The organism is Bacillus zhangzhouensis (assembly GCF_000715205.1).
GTDB lineage: Bacteria > Bacillota > Bacilli > Bacillales > Bacillaceae > Bacillus > Bacillus zhangzhouensis.
Map to the genome: position 1 here is coordinate 40,248 of NZ_JOTP01000019.1, position 20,343 is coordinate 60,590.

Annotated in this window: 20 protein-coding genes; 8 read left to right on the plus strand and 12 right to left on the minus strand. The window is 43.8% G+C overall.

Annotation, left to right across the window (positions count from 1 at the left end; translation table 11 throughout):
• Positions 1-391 precede the first annotated feature (391 nt).
• Both ltaS and BA70_RS14235 read left to right on the plus strand, forming a co-directional pair.
• Complete coding sequence (gene ltaS / locus BA70_RS14230) at positions 392-2,374, plus strand: lipoteichoic acid synthase (RefSeq protein ID WP_034323516.1); 1,983 nt, start codon at positions 392-394, stop codon at positions 2,372-2,374.
• 98 nt (positions 2,375-2,472) lie between these two features.
• Positions 2,473-3,060, plus strand: a complete 588-nt coding sequence (locus BA70_RS14235; RefSeq protein WP_034323519.1) for a YjgB family protein — start codon at positions 2,473-2,475, stop codon at positions 3,058-3,060.
• Positions 3,061-3,102: 42 nt separating this feature from the next.
• Here BA70_RS14235 and BA70_RS14240 read toward each other — a convergent pair whose 3' ends face one another.
• Positions 3,103-3,606, minus strand: coding sequence for a DoxX family protein (locus BA70_RS14240; protein WP_034323521.1), 504 nt, complete (start codon positions 3,604-3,606; stop codon positions 3,103-3,105).
• A 195-nt stretch (positions 3,607-3,801) separates the two neighbouring features.
• On the opposite strand from BA70_RS14240, the gene BA70_RS14245 reads away from it, so the two are divergent.
• Positions 3,802-4,560: a DUF817 domain-containing protein gene (locus BA70_RS14245; RefSeq protein WP_034323523.1), complete on the plus strand. Its 759-nt coding sequence runs from the start codon at positions 3,802-3,804 to the stop codon at positions 4,558-4,560.
• Positions 4,561-4,578: 18 nt separating this feature from the next.
• Here the strand turns inward: BA70_RS14245 and nagE are convergent, their stop codons facing one another.
• Positions 4,579-5,943: an N-acetylglucosamine-specific PTS transporter subunit IIBC gene (gene nagE / locus BA70_RS14250; protein WP_034323526.1), complete on the minus strand. Its 1,365-nt coding sequence runs from the start codon at positions 5,941-5,943 to the stop codon at positions 4,579-4,581.
• Between the two features lie 190 nt (positions 5,944-6,133).
• On the opposite strand from nagE, the gene map reads away from it, so the two are divergent.
• The 3 genes from map to BA70_RS19610 all read left to right on the plus strand — a co-directional run bounded on the left by map (position 6,134) and on the right by BA70_RS19610 (position 7,442).
• A complete protein-coding gene (gene map / locus BA70_RS14255; RefSeq protein WP_034323528.1) occupies positions 6,134-6,883 on the plus strand; it encodes a type I methionyl aminopeptidase in 750 nt (249 codons plus the stop codon).
• Between the two features lie 125 nt (positions 6,884-7,008).
• Positions 7,009-7,170, plus strand: a complete 162-nt coding sequence (locus tag BA70_RS20360) for a hypothetical protein (RefSeq protein WP_099727680.1) — start codon at positions 7,009-7,011, stop codon at positions 7,168-7,170.
• A 134-nt stretch (positions 7,171-7,304) separates the two neighbouring features.
• On the plus strand, positions 7,305-7,442 hold the full coding sequence (locus BA70_RS19610) for a YflJ family protein (RefSeq protein ID WP_078061733.1): 138 nt from the start codon (positions 7,305-7,307) through the stop codon (positions 7,440-7,442).
• 42 nt (positions 7,443-7,484) lie between these two features.
• Here the strand turns inward: BA70_RS19610 and BA70_RS14260 are convergent, their stop codons facing one another.
• Positions 7,485-8,135 (minus strand): MOSC domain-containing protein, encoded by a 651-nt coding sequence (locus BA70_RS14260; RefSeq protein WP_034323530.1) that lies wholly within the window; start codon positions 8,133-8,135, stop codon positions 7,485-7,487.
• Positions 8,136-8,257: 122 nt separating this feature from the next.
• Here BA70_RS14260 and BA70_RS14265 point away from each other — a divergent pair, with 122 nt between their 5' ends.
• Positions 8,258-8,530, plus strand: coding sequence for an acylphosphatase (locus BA70_RS14265; protein ID WP_034323532.1), 273 nt, complete (start codon positions 8,258-8,260; stop codon positions 8,528-8,530).
• Positions 8,531-8,550: 20 nt separating this feature from the next.
• On the opposite strand, the gene BA70_RS14270 is transcribed toward BA70_RS14265, so the two are convergent.
• The 3 genes from BA70_RS14270 to BA70_RS14280 form a co-directional block, all read right to left on the minus strand.
• Entirely contained in the window at positions 8,551-8,979 is a 429-nt protein-coding gene (locus BA70_RS14270; protein ID WP_034323535.1) for a hypothetical protein, read from the minus strand.
• Between the two features lie 98 nt (positions 8,980-9,077).
• Positions 9,078-10,184, minus strand: coding sequence for a nitric oxide synthase oxygenase (locus BA70_RS14275; protein WP_034323537.1), 1,107 nt, complete (start codon positions 10,182-10,184; stop codon positions 9,078-9,080).
• A gap of 104 nt (positions 10,185-10,288) precedes the next feature.
• Positions 10,289-10,846 carry a PadR family transcriptional regulator gene (locus tag BA70_RS14280; protein ID WP_034323540.1) on the minus strand — a complete coding sequence of 186 codons (558 nt, stop codon included), beginning with the start codon at positions 10,844-10,846 and terminating at the stop codon, positions 10,289-10,291.
• Positions 10,847-10,958: 112 nt separating this feature from the next.
• On the opposite strand from BA70_RS14280, the gene BA70_RS14285 reads away from it, so the two are divergent.
• Complete coding sequence (locus tag BA70_RS14285) at positions 10,959-11,444, plus strand: phenolic acid decarboxylase (RefSeq protein ID WP_034323542.1); 486 nt, start codon at positions 10,959-10,961, stop codon at positions 11,442-11,444.
• A gap of 28 nt (positions 11,445-11,472) precedes the next feature.
• On the opposite strand, the gene BA70_RS14290 is transcribed toward BA70_RS14285, so the two are convergent.
• The 6 genes from BA70_RS14290 to BA70_RS14315 form a co-directional block, all read right to left on the minus strand.
• Positions 11,473-13,104, minus strand: a complete 1,632-nt coding sequence (locus BA70_RS14290; protein ID WP_034323544.1) for a M14 family metallopeptidase — start codon at positions 13,102-13,104, stop codon at positions 11,473-11,475.
• A 181-nt stretch (positions 13,105-13,285) separates the two neighbouring features.
• Positions 13,286-14,584, minus strand: coding sequence for an Mg(2+)/citrate complex secondary transporter CitM (locus tag BA70_RS14295; protein ID WP_034323547.1), 1,299 nt, complete (start codon positions 14,582-14,584; stop codon positions 13,286-13,288).
• Between the two features lie 191 nt (positions 14,585-14,775).
• Entirely contained in the window at positions 14,776-15,753 is a 978-nt protein-coding gene (locus tag BA70_RS14300) for a tripartite tricarboxylate transporter substrate-binding protein (RefSeq protein WP_034323549.1), read from the minus strand.
• A 3-nt stretch (positions 15,754-15,756) separates the two neighbouring features.
• Positions 15,757-16,455: a response regulator gene (locus tag BA70_RS14305; RefSeq protein WP_034323551.1), complete on the minus strand. Its 699-nt coding sequence runs from the start codon at positions 16,453-16,455 to the stop codon at positions 15,757-15,759.
• A 3-nt stretch (positions 16,456-16,458) separates the two neighbouring features.
• Complete coding sequence (locus BA70_RS14310; RefSeq protein ID WP_034323553.1) at positions 16,459-18,054, minus strand: ATP-binding protein; 1,596 nt, start codon at positions 18,052-18,054, stop codon at positions 16,459-16,461.
• Positions 18,055-18,193: 139 nt separating this feature from the next.
• On the minus strand, positions 18,194-20,343 hold a 2,150-nt coding region (locus BA70_RS14315), incomplete at its 5' end, for an exosporium glycoprotein BclB-related protein (RefSeq protein ID WP_034323556.1).

The following is a 20,343-nucleotide window of genomic DNA, read 5'->3' on the forward strand; positions in this document are numbered from 1 at the left end:
ATTATTTATCAGGAATTTTTATCCACCTTAATTCGCTGTTCATTTACTCATTTTTTTTACTTAACTTGCATAAACATTAATAAACACTGGAAATTATCTCAAAAGCACCATTGTAGAAATCAAATTAATTCTTTAGACTTGTGTCTTTTTGCCTGTTTTATTGATATAACAACAGGAAAATTACTGAATTTTCTGTTAATATTAGGATAAATTTCATAAAAATTTTTTCGAAGATCGAATATTTTCGATTTCTTTCCTTTTATTGCTCGGACAGGCTGCTGTCGCTCTTCACCGGTTATGACTTTTCTATTTGTGGATTTCGTGGTATATTCTAATGGTTCGTTTTCTTTCGTTCCGCCTCTTCCGTTTAACGGAGAAAAGGAGTGTTTATATGAAAACATTTATTCAAAAAAGAGGCCTCGGCTTCTTTGTGATTGCAGCCATCCTACTATGGCTCAAAACGTATACAGCTTATTTAATCGAATTCAAACTTGGTATATCAAATATGCTTCAGCATATTTTGCTTTTCGTGAATCCTATTAGCTCCAGCTTGTTCTTTCTTGGCTTTGCTTTATTGTTCAAGAAAAAATGGCAGCCTGCCGCTATCATTGTGATTCACTTTTTCATGTCTTTTTTACTATACGCAAACATCGTGTACTATCGATTCTTCAATGACTTTATCACGCTGCCTGTTGTGATGCAGGCAGGAACGAATGGCGGACAATTAGGTGATAGTGCATTTTCACTCATGCGTTGGACTGATGTATTTTACTTTATCGATACAATCATCTTGATCGTACTCGCAGTCCGCATGAAAAGGCAGCAGCAAACAAGTACAGCAACTGTACCTGTTCAAAAGTCAAAATCGTTTAGACTCGTTCTTGCGTCCTCTGTTGTGATCTTTGTTGTCAACTTAGTCGCTGCAGAGATTGATCGTCCAGAACTCTTATCAAGATCGTTCGACCGCAATTATTTAGTCAAATATTTGGGTGCTTATAACTTTACCGTGTTTGATGCCATTCAAAATGTGAAATCAAACAGCCAGCGTGCACTGGCAAATTCAAATGATGTGACAGATGTAGAGAATTATTTAAAAGCGAACAGCGCTGATCCAAACCCGGCTTATTACGGGAAAGCGAAGGGCATGAACGTGATTACGATTTCTCTTGAATCTCTGCAAAACTTTGTCATTGATTACAAAGTGAACGGAAAAGAAGTCACTCCATTCCTTAATTCATTGGCACATGACAACAAAACGTTTTACTTTGATAACTTCTTCCATCAAACAGGACAAGGAAAGACGTCTGATGCCGAATTTATGATGGATACTGGGCTATTCCCATTATCACAAGGCTCTGTTTTTATTAACAAAGCGCAAAACACGTATCAGGCACTTCCTGGTATTTTGAAGAAGGATCAATACACGTCAGCAGAATTCCACGGGAATACGAAAACCTTCTGGAACCGTAATGAAATGTTTAAGTCCTTTGGATATGACAGATTTTACGATTCTGAGTACTACGATATGAACGAGCAAGATACGAAGAACTATGGTTTGAAAGACAAACCGTTCTTCAAAGAATCAATGCCAATGCTTGAAAATCTAAAGCAGCCGTTTTATTCGAAATTCATTACGTTATCGAACCACTTCCCATTTGGCATGGATGAAGGTGATACCGATTTCGAACCTGGTGATTTCGGAGACTCTGTCGTCGATAACTACTTCCAATCTGCTCATTATTTAGATGAAGCTATTGAACAGTTCTTCAAAGACTTGAAAAAATCTGGTCTATATGACAATACAGTGGTCATTATGTATGGCGACCATTACGGTATTTCAGAAAACCATAATGAAGCCATGGAAAAAGTGACTGGACAAAAAATTGGAGATTATGAAAATGCCCAGCTCATGCGTGTGCCGCTCTTTATTCATGTGCCAGGTGTGAAAGGCGGACAGATTCATAAATACTCTGGTGAAGTCGATATCGCTCCAACCCTTCTGCACCTGCTCGGCGATGATACGAAGAACTATTTAATGTCTGGTTCTGATATCTTATCGAATAACTTTAAAGAGCTTGTGCCATTTAGAAATGGAGACTTCGTGTCAAAGGACTACACGAAAGTAGGCAATAGCTATTACAGCAACAAAACAGGCGAGAAAATCGAGCCAACTGAAAAAGCATCACAAGAAAATGAAACGGTGAAAAAGATGCTAGAGACATCTGATAAGATCGTCACTGAAGATTTACTCCGTTTCTACAAGCCTAAAGGCTTTACACCGATTGATCGCAATAAGTATGACTATACAAAGAAAGTACAGGATGAAGAAGATTCCTCTTCCGCCAAAGATGAATCCAGCTCTTCTTCAAAATAACTTTCTTCATCAAAGAACCAGCCGATCCTTGATCAGCTGGTTCTTTTGACGTTTGATCCTTATTGCACCGGGTATAGGAGATCAAGGAGGGATTTTTCATGAAAAAAACAGCAGCTTTTGTCGTATACGCCTCACTTGCTTCTTCCGCCCTATTCGGTTTCAGCCCTGCGATCTCAGCACACACCATGACCAAAACGACGGCAGAACAATCCATTCCCCAAGGTCCTCAAGCCGCGCTAAACAGCATTTATGAGCTGGCGCATAAAGGACAAATGCCCTACTATGCAAAAGGGCTCAAAATAGGCGTTCAAACAAAAAAAGACGTTCATCATAAACTAGGAAAGCCTTATCCAGAAACAGGTCAAAGCAGCTTTGATTTGTATCATGCTGAAATGGGGAATCCAGGATTTGCTTTTCACTATGACAAAAAAGGCAAAATTGACGAAATCCGTTATTTCGGTACAAATGTAGAAAAAGAAACGAATATCGGCGGAATGACCCCTTCCCTATTAAAGAAACAGCTTGGACCGGCCGATTCAGTGAGCACCATCCTACAAACAAAAGAGAAGAAATACGTTTACCGCACCGGTGATTATGAGCTCGAATTTATCGTCGGACATGATCCAGATATCAGCCAGCACGAGCTGACTGTGGTGCATATTAACCTCATCAAAGCCGGTTTCTAAATAAAAAGCATCCTGAGTTCTCGCTCAGGATGCTTTCCTTTATTAAGATGCCACTTCTAAATGCGGCTTTCTTTGCAGTTTTCGCTTAAGGACTGGGCCTGCTACATAATCAAGGCCGAGTTTTCCGGCATTCCCTTTCGCTGCCATGATGATGACGGCAATAATAAGAAGAAGTGGGTTGACAGAGACGGTTCCAGCTAGTAAGAAAGAGACATTCATCATGCTACCGAAAAAGGCTGCCGTTGTTGTGAACAATCCAACAATTAACCCTAGACCAACTAAGATTTCTCCCCACATGACCATGGCACTGAATAGTCCGGCATTTGGCAAAGCGACATTTTCTAAAAACCATACATAGAACGGATAAACAAGATGGCCATCTTTGACAACGGGTTCAGATATCGCAAATTGCAAATATCCTGATGCATCGAATCCGCCTGTTAGTTTTCCAATACCAGATGTCAGCCAAGTCCATCCGATATAAAGTCTTGCTGCCAAAAGTATAACGGCTGCCCACACATTCGTTTGTAAAAATTTTGTAAACATGATGATGCCTCCTTTTAATTTATGTGAAATATTTCACATTTTCTTTATGATCTTATTATACTACGTAATATTTAATTTGTGATCTTTTTCACATATATATTCACAAATTGTTCATGAATATCTAATCGAGGTAAACTTTCCCCTTCCTTTAACCGTCTAAGTCATTTCAGACAGATAAAAGGGGTTTGAACATGTATGAAAACTTTATTCCACTTCGCCTATTTACAGGCCATCTCGTGCCTATTCCCCGTCATGATCTTTGCAGCACTTGCACTATCGAAGACGGTGTCTATTCATTTTCTTCATCGCTATGATTTCATTCTTCTGCTTTGTCTCATGGCACAGATCCTCATGCTGACGCTTCGGCTAGAGACGTTGACTGAGCTGAAGGTCATTTGTTTATTTCATCTCATTGGAATAGGTTTAGAAATTTATAAAGTACATATGGGTTCTTGGTCCTATCCTGAGGATGCTTATACGAAAATTTTTGGTGTTCCTCTCTATAGCGGCTTTATGTATGCGAGCGTGGCAAGCTATATTTATCAGGCACTTTCACGACTTCGCGTAGAGGTGACCGCTTGGCCTTATCCATTTCTTTCAATTGGAATCAGTTTATGTATTTATCTAAATTTCTTTACTCATCACTGGATCTATGATTTTCGCTGGTGCCTGACATTGCTCCTGGTTGTGGTGTTTCGAAAAACGATGGTTTCCTTTCAGGTTGGTTCATCTACCTTTCGAATGCCGCTTGTTGTTTCATTTCTCTTGATTGGTTTTTTCATTTGGATTGCTGAAAATGTCACCACCTTTTTAGGGGCATGGCAATACCCAAATCAACAGCACGCTTGGTCTCTCGTACATTTAGGGAAAATCAGTTCATGGTTTTTACTTGTTGTCATCAGTATTGTTTTAGTCATCGAACAGCGCAAACAAAAAAACGTTCAGCCCATTTGACCTGGCTGAACGCTTTTTTTAATCTCGATCGACTTCCTTGCGGAGATCATCTGCGACAAATTCCACATTCGTTCCAATGATGATTTGTACGGATGTTTTCCCTGAAGTTAGTACCCCTTTGGCACCTGCTTTTTTCAATGTGCCTTCGTTCAATAAATTCGTATCCTCTACTGTTAAGCGAAGGCGGGTAGCACAATGATCAATGTTCGTGATATTGTCTTTACCGCCAAGTCCCTCTACGAGCATACTCGCTCCGGCAGTAATAGTATCATCTGCTGGGATATCTTCACTGTCATCATCTTCTCTGCCTGGTGTTTTCAGCTTTAACAATTTAATGAGGAAATAGAAGACGACAAAGTAAATAACGCCATAAATCACCCCAACCACAAGCAGCATGATCGGTTTTTGAGCAATGCCAAAGCTTAAGACGTAATCAATCGCACCTGCTGAAAAGGCGAAGCCGCTATGAATTCCGAGGGTGTTCACGATAAAGAGTGACAGACCAGTTAATATAGCATGGACACCATATAAAAGTGGAGATAAAAACATAAATGAAAATTCAATTGGTTCTGTGATCCCTGTAATAAATGACGTTAGCGCCATTCCAATCATCAGACCAGCTGTTGCTTTTCGCTTTTCTGGCTTTGCTGTTACAATCATGGCTAAACATGCCGCTGGCAGACCAAACATCATCACTGGGAAGAACCCGGTCATAAAGACACCTGCACTTGGATCTCCTTTAAAGAATCGCGCTAAGTCCCCTGTTGCCCCGTTGAAGTCCCCAAATTGAAACCAGAATAAGTTATTAAGCACATGGTGAAGTCCTAATGGAATCAGCAATCGGTTAAAGAAACCAAACAGCCCCGCACCCGTTGCACCAAGACTTAAAATCCATTCTCCTAAATCATTGATCACACTTTGAATCGGAGGCCATACATATCCAAAAACGGCTGCTAATAAAATGGTGAAAAGTGCTGTCATAATTGGCACAAGCCGTCTTCCACTAAAGAAGCCTAAGTATTCCGGCAGTTTTGTATCCTTAAATTTATTGTAAACGTAACCTGCCAAAAGCCCGCATAAAATACCACCCAATACCCCCATATTGTTGGTTGAGTTAATCGACGTTGTGCCGGCTGACAAAATAAAGTAAGAGATGGCACCTGATAACGCCGCTGCCCCGTTACCATCCTTTGAAATGCCGATCGCCACACCCATTGCAAAAATTAAAGCCAAGTTCGCAAAAATTGCATTACCTGCCGCATGAATAAACGGGATATTGAATACATCCTCCCGCCCAATGGCCAAAATAATGCCTGCTGCCGGAAGCACAGCGATTGGAAGCATAAATGATTTTCCTAACTTTTGAAAAAACTGAAACACCATCTGATGTCTCCCCCCTTCGTCATCATCATGAGCAAATTTCTCATGATGTTCATAAAAAATATATCATATGCACATCTAGTTATCTATACCAATTTGTCCATATCTAATTGAAGTCCCGCCCTTTACTCTTTTTGCGTAAAATGTGGTAAGCTATTGAATAGAATGAAGTTATAGAAAGCGGGAATGAGCAGTGATTGTCAAACATGATCATGAGTTAGAAGCCTTAAAAAAAGTTGGCCGAATTGTTGCTTTGGCAAGAGAAGAAATGAAAAGCCAAGCGAAACCAGGCATGTCTACAAAGGAATTAGATTTGATTGGAAAAAAAATTTTAGAAGAGCATGGAGCCAATTCAGCGCCTGAAAAGGAATATGACTTCCCTGGTACCACATGTATTAGTTTGAACGATGAAGTCGCACATGGTATTCCAAGTGAAAAAACCATTTTACAAGAGGGCGACCTCATTAATATTGATATCTCAGCAGAGCTTGACGGATATTATTCCGATACTGGAATTTCATTCGTACTAGGTACAGGTGATGCTCGGCTTGAAGCATTATGCCAGTGTGCAGAGGATGCATTCCTAGAAGGGTTAAAGCATGCAAAAGCCGGTAAAAGACAAAACCAAATTGGCCGTGCGGTTTACAATACCGCCAAAGAACAAGGGTTTACAGTGATTAAAAACCTAACAGGACACGGCATTGGGAAAAATCTGCACGAAGCACCAAACCATATTTTGAATTATTATGATCCTTTCGATAATGCTTTGTTTAAGAATGGCACCGTTATTGCCTTTGAACCTTTTATTTCAACAAATGCTGAATCCGTTTATCAGGCCGATGATGGCTGGACATTTAAAACGCCAGATAAAAGCATGGTGGCACAGATTGAACATACGATTGTGATCACAAAAGACGAACCGATTATTTTAACGAAGCTGTAAGTCCATCCATCCTCTCCTTTCACTGGAGGGGATTTTTTTCGTGTCCCTTTCACGAATCTGTCATGACTAAACAAAAATGCCTGTGGTAAAATAGGCAAAGATATGTGAAAGGGGTCTTATTTGATATGTGGTTCATCATCATCGGTGTCATCTTTTTCATCGAAAGTATTATCTTAACGGTTGTGGGTCTCAAGAAAAAACAATCCATGATGACGTATCTTGGTGTTGTCATCATGATTATGACGATCGGCATGATCATTGTCACCCTCAATCCACCAAATTCATAATTCATCATTTCCAGCATATACATGGATCATAGGCAGATAGAATCAGTTTTCATTTCTGAACACCTGCACAGTTTTCACGTCCTTTTTTGAGATGTTACAATGCAGGCAGTTTCCATTGAAAGGAGTTTTCTATCATGCATTATGGTAGCAAAGGCTGGTATGTCGAAGAATTAAAGAAGCTTGGTGTGACCAAGCATGAAGGAAGAAAGCTTCAAAGCTTTAAAACCTTTTTCCTTGCAAATCTTCTTGAGCAAAAGAAACCAAGCTCATAAATGTTGGAAAGCCGTACATCTTGTGCTGATGTACGGCTTTTTTTAAATATGATGGATTCTTTTTTCTAATGACTTCCTCACTGCATCTGCCAAGGCTTCTACTTCTAGAACGGCTTTCAGCCTCTGTGGATCAGCTTGATGGTATTTGACTTCGTTGACTTCATGGACCGTAATCTGATGGGACGCTTTCTCAACTAACACAAGAGGTTCATCAGGCGACACCATTCCTTCTTTTAACACACGCAAATAAAAGCCTGTATACCCTGTTTGCTGCACTTCCTTCACAAGCTTCATGTTGCCGTGCTTAAGAGATAGCTTCACACAAGGCTGTCTTGGCTGACTAACCTCAACAAGCGCTTCTCCAAGCTGAAACACATCTCCAATGCACACCTTTGTCTCCACAAGCTGATGCACTGTCAAATTCTCACCGAAGGCCGCCTCCTGTAACGGTACCCCTAAAAATTGCTCAAAGTAATCATAATGATCATATGGAAAGACGCAGATCGCTTTATCATAGCCTCCGTGATGAACCAAATCACCCTGACCATCTCCTTCAAAATTGAGCCTGTTCAAATAGACAGGCTCGTAAATGCGCCTTTTATTGATGGCTGTTTTGATTTCTTTTCCATTTGCATGAATGGTGATCGGTTGTCCTACTTGAATTCCTTCTATGTCGTACCTTTTCTGTCCCACTATGGCCATCTCCTTCGGTTGTCTGATTGCTTTTATTTTACATCGTTTGACAGCCAAATCATAGTCGATGCGTGAAGGTAAGATAAAGGCTATGATACGATGAGAAAAAAGGAGAGATGACATTGATTCATTATTACGCCATTGTAAAAGGACGGGTGCAAGGTGTCGGATTTCGTTATTTTGTTCAAGGGGAAGCCAACAATCGTGGGATGAAAGGCTGGGTGCGCAACACAGATGAAGGTCATGTCGAGTTAAAAGTAGAAGGTGAGCAGCAAGCGGTTCATGACTTCTTAGAGACAGTCCGGAAAGGAAGTCCTTTTTCAAAAGTGACAGATATACAGATGGAGCCGCTCACCGAACTAGCCTATTATAAGAACTTCCGAATAAAAGGATAATGTATAACGATGTGTACTTTTTATTTCACAACAGTAAATGGGTTTGCAACATAGTAACCGATTAGCGTTGTACGTGAAGCGTCTTTATACAGGCTCACATGAACATCATAATTTGCTGATCCACTGTTAGGAAGAAACAAACGAGTAGGTGCTGTGAAAGCTGCTTGTCTAGAGATAGACCCTTGGTGTGTGAAGGCAGGTGTCACTGGGAACGTAAGCTTTCGTATACTTGCTGTATAATAGAGCGTTTCATTTGTCGTTGTCGCCATGTTGACATTGATTTGAGGATGAAGCGAAGAGTAAGTTGAACGGTCGGTTGTGACCTTCAAATCGACGGAGTTTTGAACCACTGAACCTACATCAGTTGCATTTGCTCTTTCAGCACATAACGGTAAAAATCCTGTCATACTTAATACAGCCGCTAACATCATCAATGTGACTTTTTTCATCATCATTCCCCCTTTTTCAATTCCTTTTCATTAAACCATAAAATCCCAACAGAGGCATCATTCAAAGGATTCATTTTACAGAAAAAACCTAGCTCTCGCTAGGCTTTTTCTGTCCCATGATAGGGCTTTTCCTGATAAAAATAATTCGGTTTCAGAGTGGTATTGTCATAATGCCGGTGGAAGATGTGGGTAGCAGCTGGTGATACCGGCGGAATCAGCCATGTCCAATCTCCAGTCAGCTTGCGATCGGCCTTCTCTTCCTGCTTTTCAAACTGTTTGAATTGATGAGCAGCTGTATGGTGATCGACAATGGTCACCCCTGCTTCGCGGTAAGAATGAAGAACCGCCACATTCAATTCCACAATGGCTTTGTCCTTCCAAAGTGACGCATTCTTTGTCGTGTCCAGCCCTAAAATAGAAGCGACTTTTTTCAACATGTTGTAGCGATTTTCATCCGCTAGGTTACGTGCGCCAATTTCTGTTCCCATATACCAGCCATTAAACGGTGCAGCGTTGTAATGGATGCCGCCAATCTCTAACTTCATATCAGCAATGATCGGAACAGCGTACCATTTCAATCCTAAATCACGAAATCCTTCATATTCAGGATGGGTAATCTCGATTTCTTGAACGATCTCTTTCGGAAGATCATACAGAACGGGCGGCTGACCTTTTAGCTGAAACATGAGAGGCAGAATATCAAAATGCGTGCCCTCACCTTTCCAGCCATGGGCTTCACATAACTTTGTTAATTCAAGCGATGCCTCGTCTCCGATGATGCCATATTCCGTTTCATAGCCTGCATAACGAACAAGCTGATGATTGTAAATGACAACTTCCTTCTGTCCCTCGTGCTCTGGCGGAAAGATTGTAATGGACGGTTTGATTTTCCCACCATTTGTCGCATACTCAATATGATGAAAGAGCGCCTCTTTCACCTCATCTTCTGTCCTCACATGCCGGCAGTCATGAACATGCAGCGTCGACCAAAACAAACGGCCAATGCAGCGGTTACTATTCCGCCACGCCATTTTAGCCCCGTGAGCTAATTCCTCCGGCGTATGAGTATAGATGCCTTCAGACTCAATGTCTTTTTTTATTTCATGCAGACGTGCTGCTTTCTCTTCATTTGATTTGTCTAATTCTTCATAGCATAAAGAAATAAAAGCTTCTGCTTCATTCCACAACGCTTCTTGGTTACTCAAACATACTCGCCTCACTTTAATACGAATATATCCATTGTAGCGGTTTCTATTAAGAAATTCACTTGTTTCAAACCATTTTTTATCATATCATCCGACCATTGTCCTTAGACAATAGATGAATCCATGAGCTCAAGGGTCTTTTGGAGCCAGCGGACATAGCCTTTTTCTCTTTCAATTGCTCTTGTCAGCACTAAGTAATGCCCGAATTGCGCTGAATGAAGCAATTCAGCGGAAGGATCTTCCTCCGTTAAAGCATTCAGCTTCTGTTCAAGCATGTCTACTTTCTTGGTCCGCTCTAGTAGTTGATGTGTAAACAGATCCACCGCTTCCTTTTTGTCCATGGAGGAGATAAAGAATGTTTTTAGCATAAATTCATCCTTTGTTGTTTCTGGAATCGGGTCTTTTGTCCTTAACCATTCATGCAGTTCTCTTTTTCCTGCATCAGTGATTTGATAAACCTTCTTCTCTAGCTTCTTTCCTTGTATGTGAATATCAAATTCAATAAAACCCTCTTCTGTTAGCCGCTTTAATTCAGGGTATATTTGACTATGCTTCGCACTCCAAAACTGTCCAAGGGAATCTTCAAAGTGTTTCTTCATATCATATCCCGTCAGCTCACGCTGATCTAGTAAGCCAAGAATGGCATATTTCAGTACTCTCATGACGGACCTCCAACGCATATTCTTTGACAATAGTATACCATACACACTAAAGTAAACATGTAAATCATGACATGTTTGAAACAACATCATTCTAATGAAAGAAGGAATAAACATGGATCAATTCGTTGGACTTCATATGATTTATACGTATGAAAATGGCTGGGAATATGAGATTTACATTAAAAATGATCACACCATTGATTATCGTATTCATAGTGGGATGGTTGGAGGCCGCTGGGTTCGTGATCAAGAAGTGAATATTGTGAAGCTGACAAAAGGCGTCTACAAAGTCTCTTGGACAGAACCAACGGGGACAGACGTCTCTCTGAACTTTATGCCTGAAGAAAAACGCATGCATGGCGTCATCTTCTTCCCAAAATGGGTGCATGAACGTCCAGATATCACGGTTTGCTATCAAAATGACTACATCGATCTCATGAAAGAATCTCGTGAAAAATACGAAACTTATCCGAAATATGTTGTTCCAGAATTCGCAGACATTACGTATATGAATCATGCAGGTGTAAATGACGAATCGATTATCGCAGAAGCACCGTATGAAGGCATGACAGATGAGATAAGAGCTGGACGAAAATAGTGAAAGCGGCACAATGCGTGCCGCTTTTTCATTTGATCCCTAACGTCTTTTGATGAAGCAAGAAACGGTAAACTGGCAGTTCATCCCCTGCTTTTGAAGCGATAAACCCTGATGACATATAGCTATCTTTTGATTCTGGTTCAAGGGCAAGTGACAGCAAATTGGTTTGTGGCTGTGCCGTGACAAATACCTTCGTTCCTTTTGGCAGCTGACGTTTCTTGTCAACGAGCGTTGTTTCAAGCTGAATATCCGTTTTGCTCTTTTCCTCTCGTTTTGTCACCTGATAGGCTTGTACTGGCACTTTCACGCCAACAGGCAATGTGACACTTTTTAATCCTAATGTTCTGAGCTTCTTTTCTACCCCTTCATGTCCCGGAAGGATGAGATAAGCTGTCGGTCGTTCTCTCGTCAAGACTGGAACAGCATCGCTCGCACTATGAAAACGCACAGGGACATCGATGGTCTGTCCTTTCTCAATATCCACCATTTCCAGTGAATCGTTCACAGGTGCTTTGAAATCATCTTGAATGACCACTTGATCGTCATCGTTTGTTTGAAGACCTTTTTTCACCAGCTTCAGCCGCTCGGTTACCATTTGCTGCTTCACTTGTTTGGCATGCTTCACTGTTGTCTTAATGATTTTTTCATGAGTGGTGACTTGTGCTGCGACGCGGCGGGTAAAGTCTTCTCTTCCAATTCCAATCCCCCTGCTTTCTACAAGAAACGATAGAGCTGGCGAGAGTGCAAAGGCATTCCGGCCAATTCGTGCATCCGTTCCGCCTTCATAGAGGTCGATCTTTCCATCCTTCCCTCTCGTGTTTGTATAATATAGGTCGTTAGAAAATCCTTTGTTCGTCAGCGTTTCCCGAACTCCGTTCACATACAACTCATTTGATGTCAGACGAATGCTTTCCGGAATGTTCAAATTCTTCCCTGATAATATGAGCAAATCGTGATATTTGAGGGCGCCTGATGAGCCAACATTTTCAAACTGCTTTTGGCCTACATCGTATTCATGGGCATCAATGACCACCTCTGGCGCATAACGATTAAATTCTTCATGCAAGGCTATCAGTTCTGGAGATTCTAATGTCATATGATCACGGTTCCCGTCCATTCCGTTTGCAAGCCTGCGGTCAAATGCATAAGAACCATCAGGATTGATTCTTGGGACAATGATGATATTGACATGGCTCAGTATACGCTCTCCTTCATCACCTGCTAGTCGTTTCGCGATAACAAGAGCAGATTCACCGGAGGCTGGTTCATTTCCATGTATTTGTGCTTGTAGCCAGATCGTTGGCTTTTTTGAAAGTGGAGAGATATGACGATCCTTTGTAAAGTAGAGGGCTGGAATGGATCGACCCTCAATGGATGTTCCAATCTGTTTTTGCGTGGCGTAAGGACTTTTGCGGACAATGTCACGTAAGAAGTGTTGAAGCTCTTCTTGTGTCGTAAATGCGTCTCCTTTTTTCTGAAAGGCAGGGGTGTCGAACGTCTCATCAGGCTCAGGGTATAGCTTTTTGACTGAGGCTGGCTGTTCATAACTTTTTCCATAATAAGGGGTGTCTGCATTAGCTGAAGCTGGGGTCACCATCGACAAACTGCCTGATATGAGGCATACAGCAGCAAAAAGAATCGTGCCTTTTCGTTTGGACATGCTATCCTCTCCCTTCGTTGATTTGCATTATAAAGAAAAAAACAGCAAAAGTGTCAGCATTTTTCAAAAATAAATCTTTAGGAGGAACAGGCATTTCTTTCTATAGGGCAAATGAAAGAAGCTTGCTCGGCAATATGACCTAAAAAAGAGTGCCTGCTCGGACAGCAGAACACTCTTCTATTTACCAGATGGAGATGGCTCCAATCAGAATCGCCATAACGGTCATGGCGACGACTGCAAGCACAGCCCATTTCATCCCAAATTTCTGATGCTGATCCAGTGATACCCCAACAAGTCCAACAAGCAAATGAGTCGATGGAACAAGTGGACTTAACATATGAATCGGCTGACCAATAATAGAAGCTCTGGCAATTTCAATTTTATCGACACCGTATGCTGCCGCTGTTTCTGATAGGATCGGCAGCACCCCATAAAAGTATGCATCATTCGGCATAAAGAAAGTAAATATCCCGCTTGTTAACGCGACAATGACTGGAATAAATCCGCCAAGCTGCTCTGGAATCGCAGATACAATGGAGATCGCCATTTCATCTACCATTTTCGTCCCGGTTAAAATGCCTGTAAAAACACCTGCTGCGAAAATCATCGAAGCAATCGCTAAGACGTTTGTTGAATGAGCCGCAATCCGCTCACGCTGCTGATCTAAGTTCGGATAGTTCACGATAATCGCCACACAGAAAGCAAGAACAAATAGAACGGTTAGGCTGACTTTTCCTGATACAAGCAAAAGTACCAATAACAAAGTAAGTGTTAGGTTAAACCACCAAAGTTTCGGTCGTTTGATGTCATCTTGCAGTGCCGCTGCCATTTCATTTGCATGGATCGGCTGGTCAAGCTCAATGACACCAAGGCGTTTTCTTTCGGCTTTTCCAAGAAAGTATGCCACAACAATCATACTCAAAACCCCTGCGCCAATGACTGGAATCATCGGGCCAAATAAAAGTGAAGGGTCGACACCAAGTGCACTCGCCGCTCTAGGTGTGGCACCGCCCCATGGAATCGTATTCATAATTCCCATGCCAACTCCGGCAATTCCCGCTAAAATAATCGGTCGTATGCCAAGCAGTGTAAATAACGGAAGCATCGCTGTTGTTGTAATCATGTACGTCGTTGTCCCATCACCATCAAGTGCGACAAGCATGGTCAAGACAGCTGTTCCGACAACAATTTTTAATGGGTCGCCTTTGACGATTTTTAAGATTTTCGCCACCATCGGATCAAATAAACCCGCATCAATCATAATGCCAAAGTACAAAATCGCAAACATGATCATGACCGCTGTCGGAGCGACTTGCTGCACACCTTTGACAATCATGTCTGAAATTTCAGTAAAATGAAAACCTGCAATAAGAGCAAATGCAATTGGTGTTAACACCAATGCCGTTAAAACAGACATACGTTTCGTCATAATCAAAACCATAAATACAACCATCATAAGAAATCCTAAAATTGCTAACACTTTGTTCACCCCTTATGTTGTATACGCTTTCATTAATTGTCGGTATCCCATTTCCAACCCTTTCTGTCATGATATCTGACGCCTGAATTGAAGTAAATATTATGAATTTTAATTCTTTTTCGGTCGATAAATGCTTTTTGTTCATTTTGTGCATTCGTTGTTGTTCCTCGATTCCATGAAAAAAAGCGGTCTCATTTGACCGCTTGTTCTCCTTGTATAAATTGCTCATAACGCCTTAATTGATCTTCCATGAAGACCTTCGCCTCTTTACTGTTCATATAGCGACCTGTCCAGCCCTTTTGCTTTAATTGCTTTTTCCAGGACGTAGTCTGTGTCATTTTTTGAAGAAGCTGATCCCATTCACGAATCTCGTGCTGATTCATTTGCTTGGGTCCCATGACACCACGCCAATGAGAAAAGATGAGTGGGATTCCTTGCTCTTTCCAAGTAGGCACATCTTCAAATCCCTCTAAACGCTGATTGGTTGTGGTCGCTATGAGTTTTAGCCTCTTCTTTTCATAATCATGACGAACCTCTGTAATCGTTGTTGTTGCTGCATCCACCTCATGGTCAATAAGCGCCTGAAATAAATAATCTGCACTGTCAAATTTCAAAAATTGAATGCGGTATGGATCAATCCCTGCCATTTCTGCTGCCCGTGCGAACGAGATTTGATCATCATTTCCGAAGTCTGGGGCAAATCCAATTTTTAAGGAATCCGGTTTCTTCTTTAATGTGTTTAATAGCTCCTTCCCATTTGCAAAAGGAGAATCCACTGGGACTGCGACGACCTGCCACTCTTCCGCAAGAATCGCAAGTGGCGTGACATCATTCATTGTCACGTTACTGCTTCCAAGCAAATTACGGCTCAATAATAAGCTTGAATTTAAACTAATATAATTGGCATCTCGCTCCATCATATAAGTCCATCCCTTATCCACCGTCCCGCCTCTTTGATAAAGGATGTTCACAGGCCGTTTCACCAGCTTCTCTTGTTCAAGCACTGATTTCATTACCTGGGCCGTTTGGTCAAATCCACCGTCAGGTACACCAGACACTACAATATATAATGGGCTATGCTGCAAGAAAGAATCTTCTGCTGTTTTTTCATTAAAGGTGAGCGTCATAGAAAGAAAGATGATGATGACTAGGAGCATTCCTTTTTTCATCTTTTAAGACTCCGCTTGCTTTTTGGCAGGATAATATTTTCGTTCTGGTCTGCCAATGATCCCGTATGCAAGCTCTGCCCGGCATTCTCCCGTTGTCACGAGATATTCTACGTAACGTCTCGCTGTTGTGCGTGATGCGCCCATTTTTTCTCCGAGTTCTTCCGCTGTAATTCCGTTATTCTCCGATGCCATCAGTGTTTTCACTTTTTCCAAGGTGAGTGAATTGATGCCTGTTGGCAGGTCCCGGTCATCCTTTTGTTTTGATTCTTCCTGCATTTGCCCAAAAAACAGATCGATCATCGTTTGATTGACTTCATCCTTTGAATTGATTAAGTCTTTCTTTTCTTTATATTCGGTTAAGACTTGCGTGAACTTTTGGGCTGTCACCGGTTTGATTAAATAATGAACCACTCCATAATGAAGGGCATCTCTTAAAAGCATCGTTTCTGTTGCAGCGGTGATAATGATCACATCTACTTCAGGATAGCGTTCTCTTAAAAGCGGCAACAGGTTTGTACCGAGCTCATCAGGCATATACACATCAAGCAAGATGAGATCTATCTGTTCTTTTTGAAGCGCCTCCCACATATCTTTTGCACTTTTTGCCTTTCCGGCGACTTGAAAGCCCTGTATCTTTTGTATATAGGATTCATGAATGGCAGCGATTCGAAAATCATCCTCCGCAATGAGTACCTTCATCACAATCTATTCCCCCTTTGTGCCTTTCGGTATGTATACAGTGAAGATGGCACCGCCTTCTTTTTGGTTCGAGACTTCAATCCAGCCCCCAAGTTCATCCAATACTTCTTTCACATTAGCTAGTCCATAGCCTCGCCCTTCTCCCTTTGACGAATGACCCCTTGTAAAAATGTGTGATAATTCCTTATCATTGATGCCATCACCTGAATCGGAAACTTCTATAATAATATCAAATCCAATATCTGTGATAAACAGACCTACTTCTCGCTTTTCCTTGTTTAATACGGCCTCAAAGGCATTGTCTACAAGATTGCCAATGATGGTGATAAAGTGAGATAGACTCAAATGAGCGGGTAGCGGCTCCAATGAACTATTTTCATCGATGTGGAAATGGACCTTTTTCTCAGATGCCTTTCCTAATTTCCCGAGTAAAATAGCTTGTATTTTAGGAGAACGAATTTGCTTCATGAGTAAATCATGCTGACGATTTTGCAGCGTATATTCTTCCTTAATTAAGTCGATCGCTTCATCCACTTGTTTCAGCTCAAGCAAGCCTAAAATGGCGTACAGCTTATTTGAGAACTCATGTGTTTGCGCTCTAAGGTCTTCTGAATATTGGCTTACCTCTGTTAATGTATCCAGCAGCTTCGTCAGCTCTGTTTTCTCCCTGAAGCTCACAATTCCTCCGAATACTCTATTGTCCTGCTTAACTTTTTTCACGTTTAACACAAAGGTTTTATTATTGACGACTGTCTCTATGTTAGGCTCAATCGTCTCTTCCGTTAAATAGGATAGAAGATTGGCATTTGGCAAGACTTGGTCAATATGAAGGGGGCGCTCTGATGAAACGCGCAGCATGTGTTCAGCTGACGTATTCATCATCGTCATCGCACCTTTGCGGTCAAACGCAATAATCCCCTCTTTAATGGCAAGCAGCATCGCTTCTCTTTCTCGGTATAATGATGCAATTTCATGTGGTTCAAGCCCTAATGTATCTTTTCGAATACTCCTTGTTAAAAAAATCGCTCCGAATAGGCCAGGGAGCAAAACGAGAAGTGCTATATAACTAAGTTTAAAAAGTTGATGGGCTGTTGCTTGATCAATCTCTTTTTTCAAAAATTCGACGGTAACTGTCCCAATAATTTCTTCGTGCTGTCCAGTTTCTTTCATAATCGGCGCACTGCCTCTGACAACCGTTTCACCGTCAGAATCACCAGTCGATATGGAGGTTCCTCCAAACAGCAGAGTACTCCTTCCTTCCGATACACTGATGGTTTTACCTACATCCTCATGATTCGTATGAAAAAGGACCTTTCCTTTTTGATTGGTGATCAAGATAGCGTGCGCTCTTACTTGCTCCTTCATTTGCTCAAGCACTACCTGTTCTTCATTTTGGGATGCTAATGTGGCCACCGAAGTTTTAATTGGCGGCATATATGATATCGTTCTAGCGGTTTGCACCGCCAGCTGTTCAGCTTGTCCCTGTCTTTCTGATGTCTGTAAAAAACCAAAACAAATGGTCAATAAAGCAATGACAACTAGCAAAAGCCCGATAATTAATCCAAATATTTTCGTTTGTAAAGTGACTTTCCTTTTGCCCATCCTCACCGCCACAACCCCTAATTCAAGTAGATTCATCGAATAGACTCTAAGAAAATCATATCATTTTTTCTTACGAAGTTGAGAGAAAATTCATTCAAACAAAAAGGACGACTCAAATCGAGTCATCCCTTTGTGTCTATTACGTGATGGATAAACCAGCACTCGCATAGCCTGCTACAGCGTTAACTAAGGATAAGCCTGTTGCAGTCGCAGAGAATACAACCAGTAATCTTGTTTGTGCTGTAACTGGCACATTCAGACCAGTAGCGATGCCGTTTGAAATAGCACCAATAGTGAGAATCCCAGTTAATGGTGGTGCCAACGTGACACTCGCTATTTGAGTGAAGCTGTTATCTGGTGTCGGTGAAGCAAATAAACTTGCTGTTACTGTAATACTCGTGCCGACTAAAGCCAATGCTGCCGTGGTACTAAAGTATCCGGCAAATGAAGTAATAGTACCATCTCTTGGTACAGAGAATGCCATATTTAGAAGAGTACCTGCTGCACCTGTTAAGTCGATGATACCACCTAAGATACTGACTCCAGTTGCAGAGTTACCAAAGCCGACCAAACTAGATGTCCCGACTAGACCGCCTGCAATCGTTGTTAAAGCGACAGGTAAACCTGATGCAAACGGAATAATCGCACTCGATCCAGTTGCACCGGTGGCTCCCGTGGCTCCCGTGGCTCCCGTGGCTCCCGTTGCTCCCGTGGCTCCCGTGGCTCCGGTTGGACCGGTTGCTCCCGTGGCTCCCGTGGCTCCGGTTGGACCGGTTGCTCCCGTGGCTCCCGTGGCTCCGGTTGGACCGGTTGCTCCCGTGGCTCCCGTGGCTCCGGTTGGACCGGTTGCTCCCGTGGCTCCCGTGGCTCCGGTTGGACCGGTTGCTCCCGTGGCTCCCGTGGCTCCGGTTGGACCGGTTGCTCCCGTGGCTCCCGTGGCTCCGGTTGGACCGGTTGCTCCCGTGGCTCCCGTGGCTCCGGTTGGACCGGTTGCTCCCGTGGCTCCCGTGGCTCCGGTTGGACCGGTTGCTCCCGTGGCTCCCGTGGCTCCGGTTGGACCGGTTGCTCCCGTGGCTCCCGTGGCTCCGGTTGGACCGGTTGCTCCCGTGGCTCCCGTGGCTCCGGTTGGACCGGTTGCTCCCGTGGCTCCCGTGGCTCCGGTTGGACCGGTTGCTCCCGTGGCTCCCGTGGCTCCGGTTGGACCGGTTGCTCCCGTGGCTCCCGTGGCTCCGGTTGGACCGGTTGCTCCCGTGGCTCCCGTGGCTCCGGTTGGACCGGTTGCTCCCGTGGCTCCCGTGGCTCCGGTTGGACCGGTTGCTCCCGTGGCTCCCGTGGCTCCGGTTGGACCGGTTGCTCCCGTGGCTCCCGTGGCTCCGGTTGGACCGGTTGCTCCCGTGGCTCCCGTGGCTCCGGTTGGACCGGTTGCTCCCGTGGCTCCCGTGGCTCCGGTTGGACCGGTTGCTCCCGTGGCTCCCGTGGCTCCGGTTGGACCGGTTGCTCCCGTGGCTCCCGTGGCTCCGGTTGGACCGGTTGCTCCCGTGGCTCCCGTGGCTCCGGTTGGACCGGTTGCTCCCGTGGCTCCCGTGGCTCCGGTTGGACCGGTTGCTCCCGTGGCTCCCGTGGCTCCGGTTGGACCGGTTGCTCCCGTGGCTCCCGTGGCTCCGGTTGGACCGGTTGCTCCCGTGGCTCCCGTGGCTCCGGTTGGACCGGTTGCTCCCGTGGCTCCCGTGGCTCCGGTTGGACCGGTTGCTCCCGTGGCTCCCGTGGCTCCGGTTGGACCGGTTGCTCCCGTGGCTCCCGTGGCTCCGGTTGGACCGGTTGCTCCCGTGGCTCCCGTGGCTCCGGTTGGACCTGTATCTCCTGTGGCTCCCGTTACGCCGGTGGCTCCCGTGGCTCCGGTTGGACCGGTGGCTCCCGTGGCTCCCGTGGCTCCTGTGGCTCCTGTGGCTCCGGTTGCTCCCGTTGCACCTGTGTCTCCCGTCGCTCCGGTTGCTCCTGCTATTCCTGCGGCGCCCGTTGCTCCGGTTGCTCCCGTGGCTCCCGTGGCTCCCGTGGCTCCCGTGGCTCCCGTGGCTCCGGTTGCTCCCGTTGCACCTGTAGCTCCCGTTGGTCCTGTATCTCCGGTCACTCCCGTGGCTCCTGTTACTCCCGTTGCTCCCGTTGCTCCCGTTGCTCCGGTTACTCCCGTTGCACCTGTAGCTCCCGTTGGTCCTGTATCTCCGGTCACTCCCGTTGCTCCGGTTACTCCCGTTGCTCCGGTTGCTCCCGTTGCACCTGTAGCTCCCGTTG

Excerpts from the sequence above, each read along its gene's own strand:
- ltaS (WP_034323516.1), top strand. The coding sequence starts at position 392 with ATGAAAACATTTATTCAAAAAAGAGGCCTCGGCTTCTTTGTGATTGCA.
- BA70_RS14235 (WP_034323519.1), top strand. The coding sequence starts at position 2,473 with ATGAAAAAAACAGCAGCTTTTGTCGTATACGCCTCACTTGCTTCTTCC.
- BA70_RS14240 (WP_034323521.1), bottom strand. The coding sequence starts at position 3,606 with ATGTTTACAAAATTTTTACAAACGAATGTGTGGGCAGCCGTTATACTT.
- BA70_RS14245 (WP_034323523.1), top strand. The coding sequence starts at position 3,802 with ATGAAAACTTTATTCCACTTCGCCTATTTACAGGCCATCTCGTGCCTA.
- nagE (WP_034323526.1), bottom strand. The coding sequence starts at position 5,943 with ATGGTGTTTCAGTTTTTTCAAAAGTTAGGAAAATCATTTATGCTTCCA.
- BA70_RS20360 (WP_099727680.1), top strand. The coding sequence starts at position 7,009 with ATGTGGTTCATCATCATCGGTGTCATCTTTTTCATCGAAAGTATTATC.
- BA70_RS19610 (WP_078061733.1), top strand. The coding sequence starts at position 7,305 with ATGCATTATGGTAGCAAAGGCTGGTATGTCGAAGAATTAAAGAAGCTT.
- BA70_RS14270 (WP_034323535.1), bottom strand. The coding sequence starts at position 8,979 with ATGAAAAAAGTCACATTGATGATGTTAGCGGCTGTATTAAGTATGACA.
- BA70_RS14280 (WP_034323540.1), bottom strand. The coding sequence starts at position 10,846 with ATGAGAGTACTGAAATATGCCATTCTTGGCTTACTAGATCAGCGTGAG.
- BA70_RS14285 (WP_034323542.1), top strand. The coding sequence starts at position 10,959 with ATGGATCAATTCGTTGGACTTCATATGATTTATACGTATGAAAATGGC.
- BA70_RS14290 (WP_034323544.1), bottom strand. The coding sequence starts at position 13,104 with ATGTCCAAACGAAAAGGCACGATTCTTTTTGCTGCTGTATGCCTCATA.
- BA70_RS14300 (WP_034323549.1), bottom strand. The coding sequence starts at position 15,753 with ATGAAAAAAGGAATGCTCCTAGTCATCATCATCTTTCTTTCTATGACG.
- BA70_RS14310 (WP_034323553.1), bottom strand. The coding sequence starts at position 18,054 with ATGGGCAAAAGGAAAGTCACTTTACAAACGAAAATATTTGGATTAATT.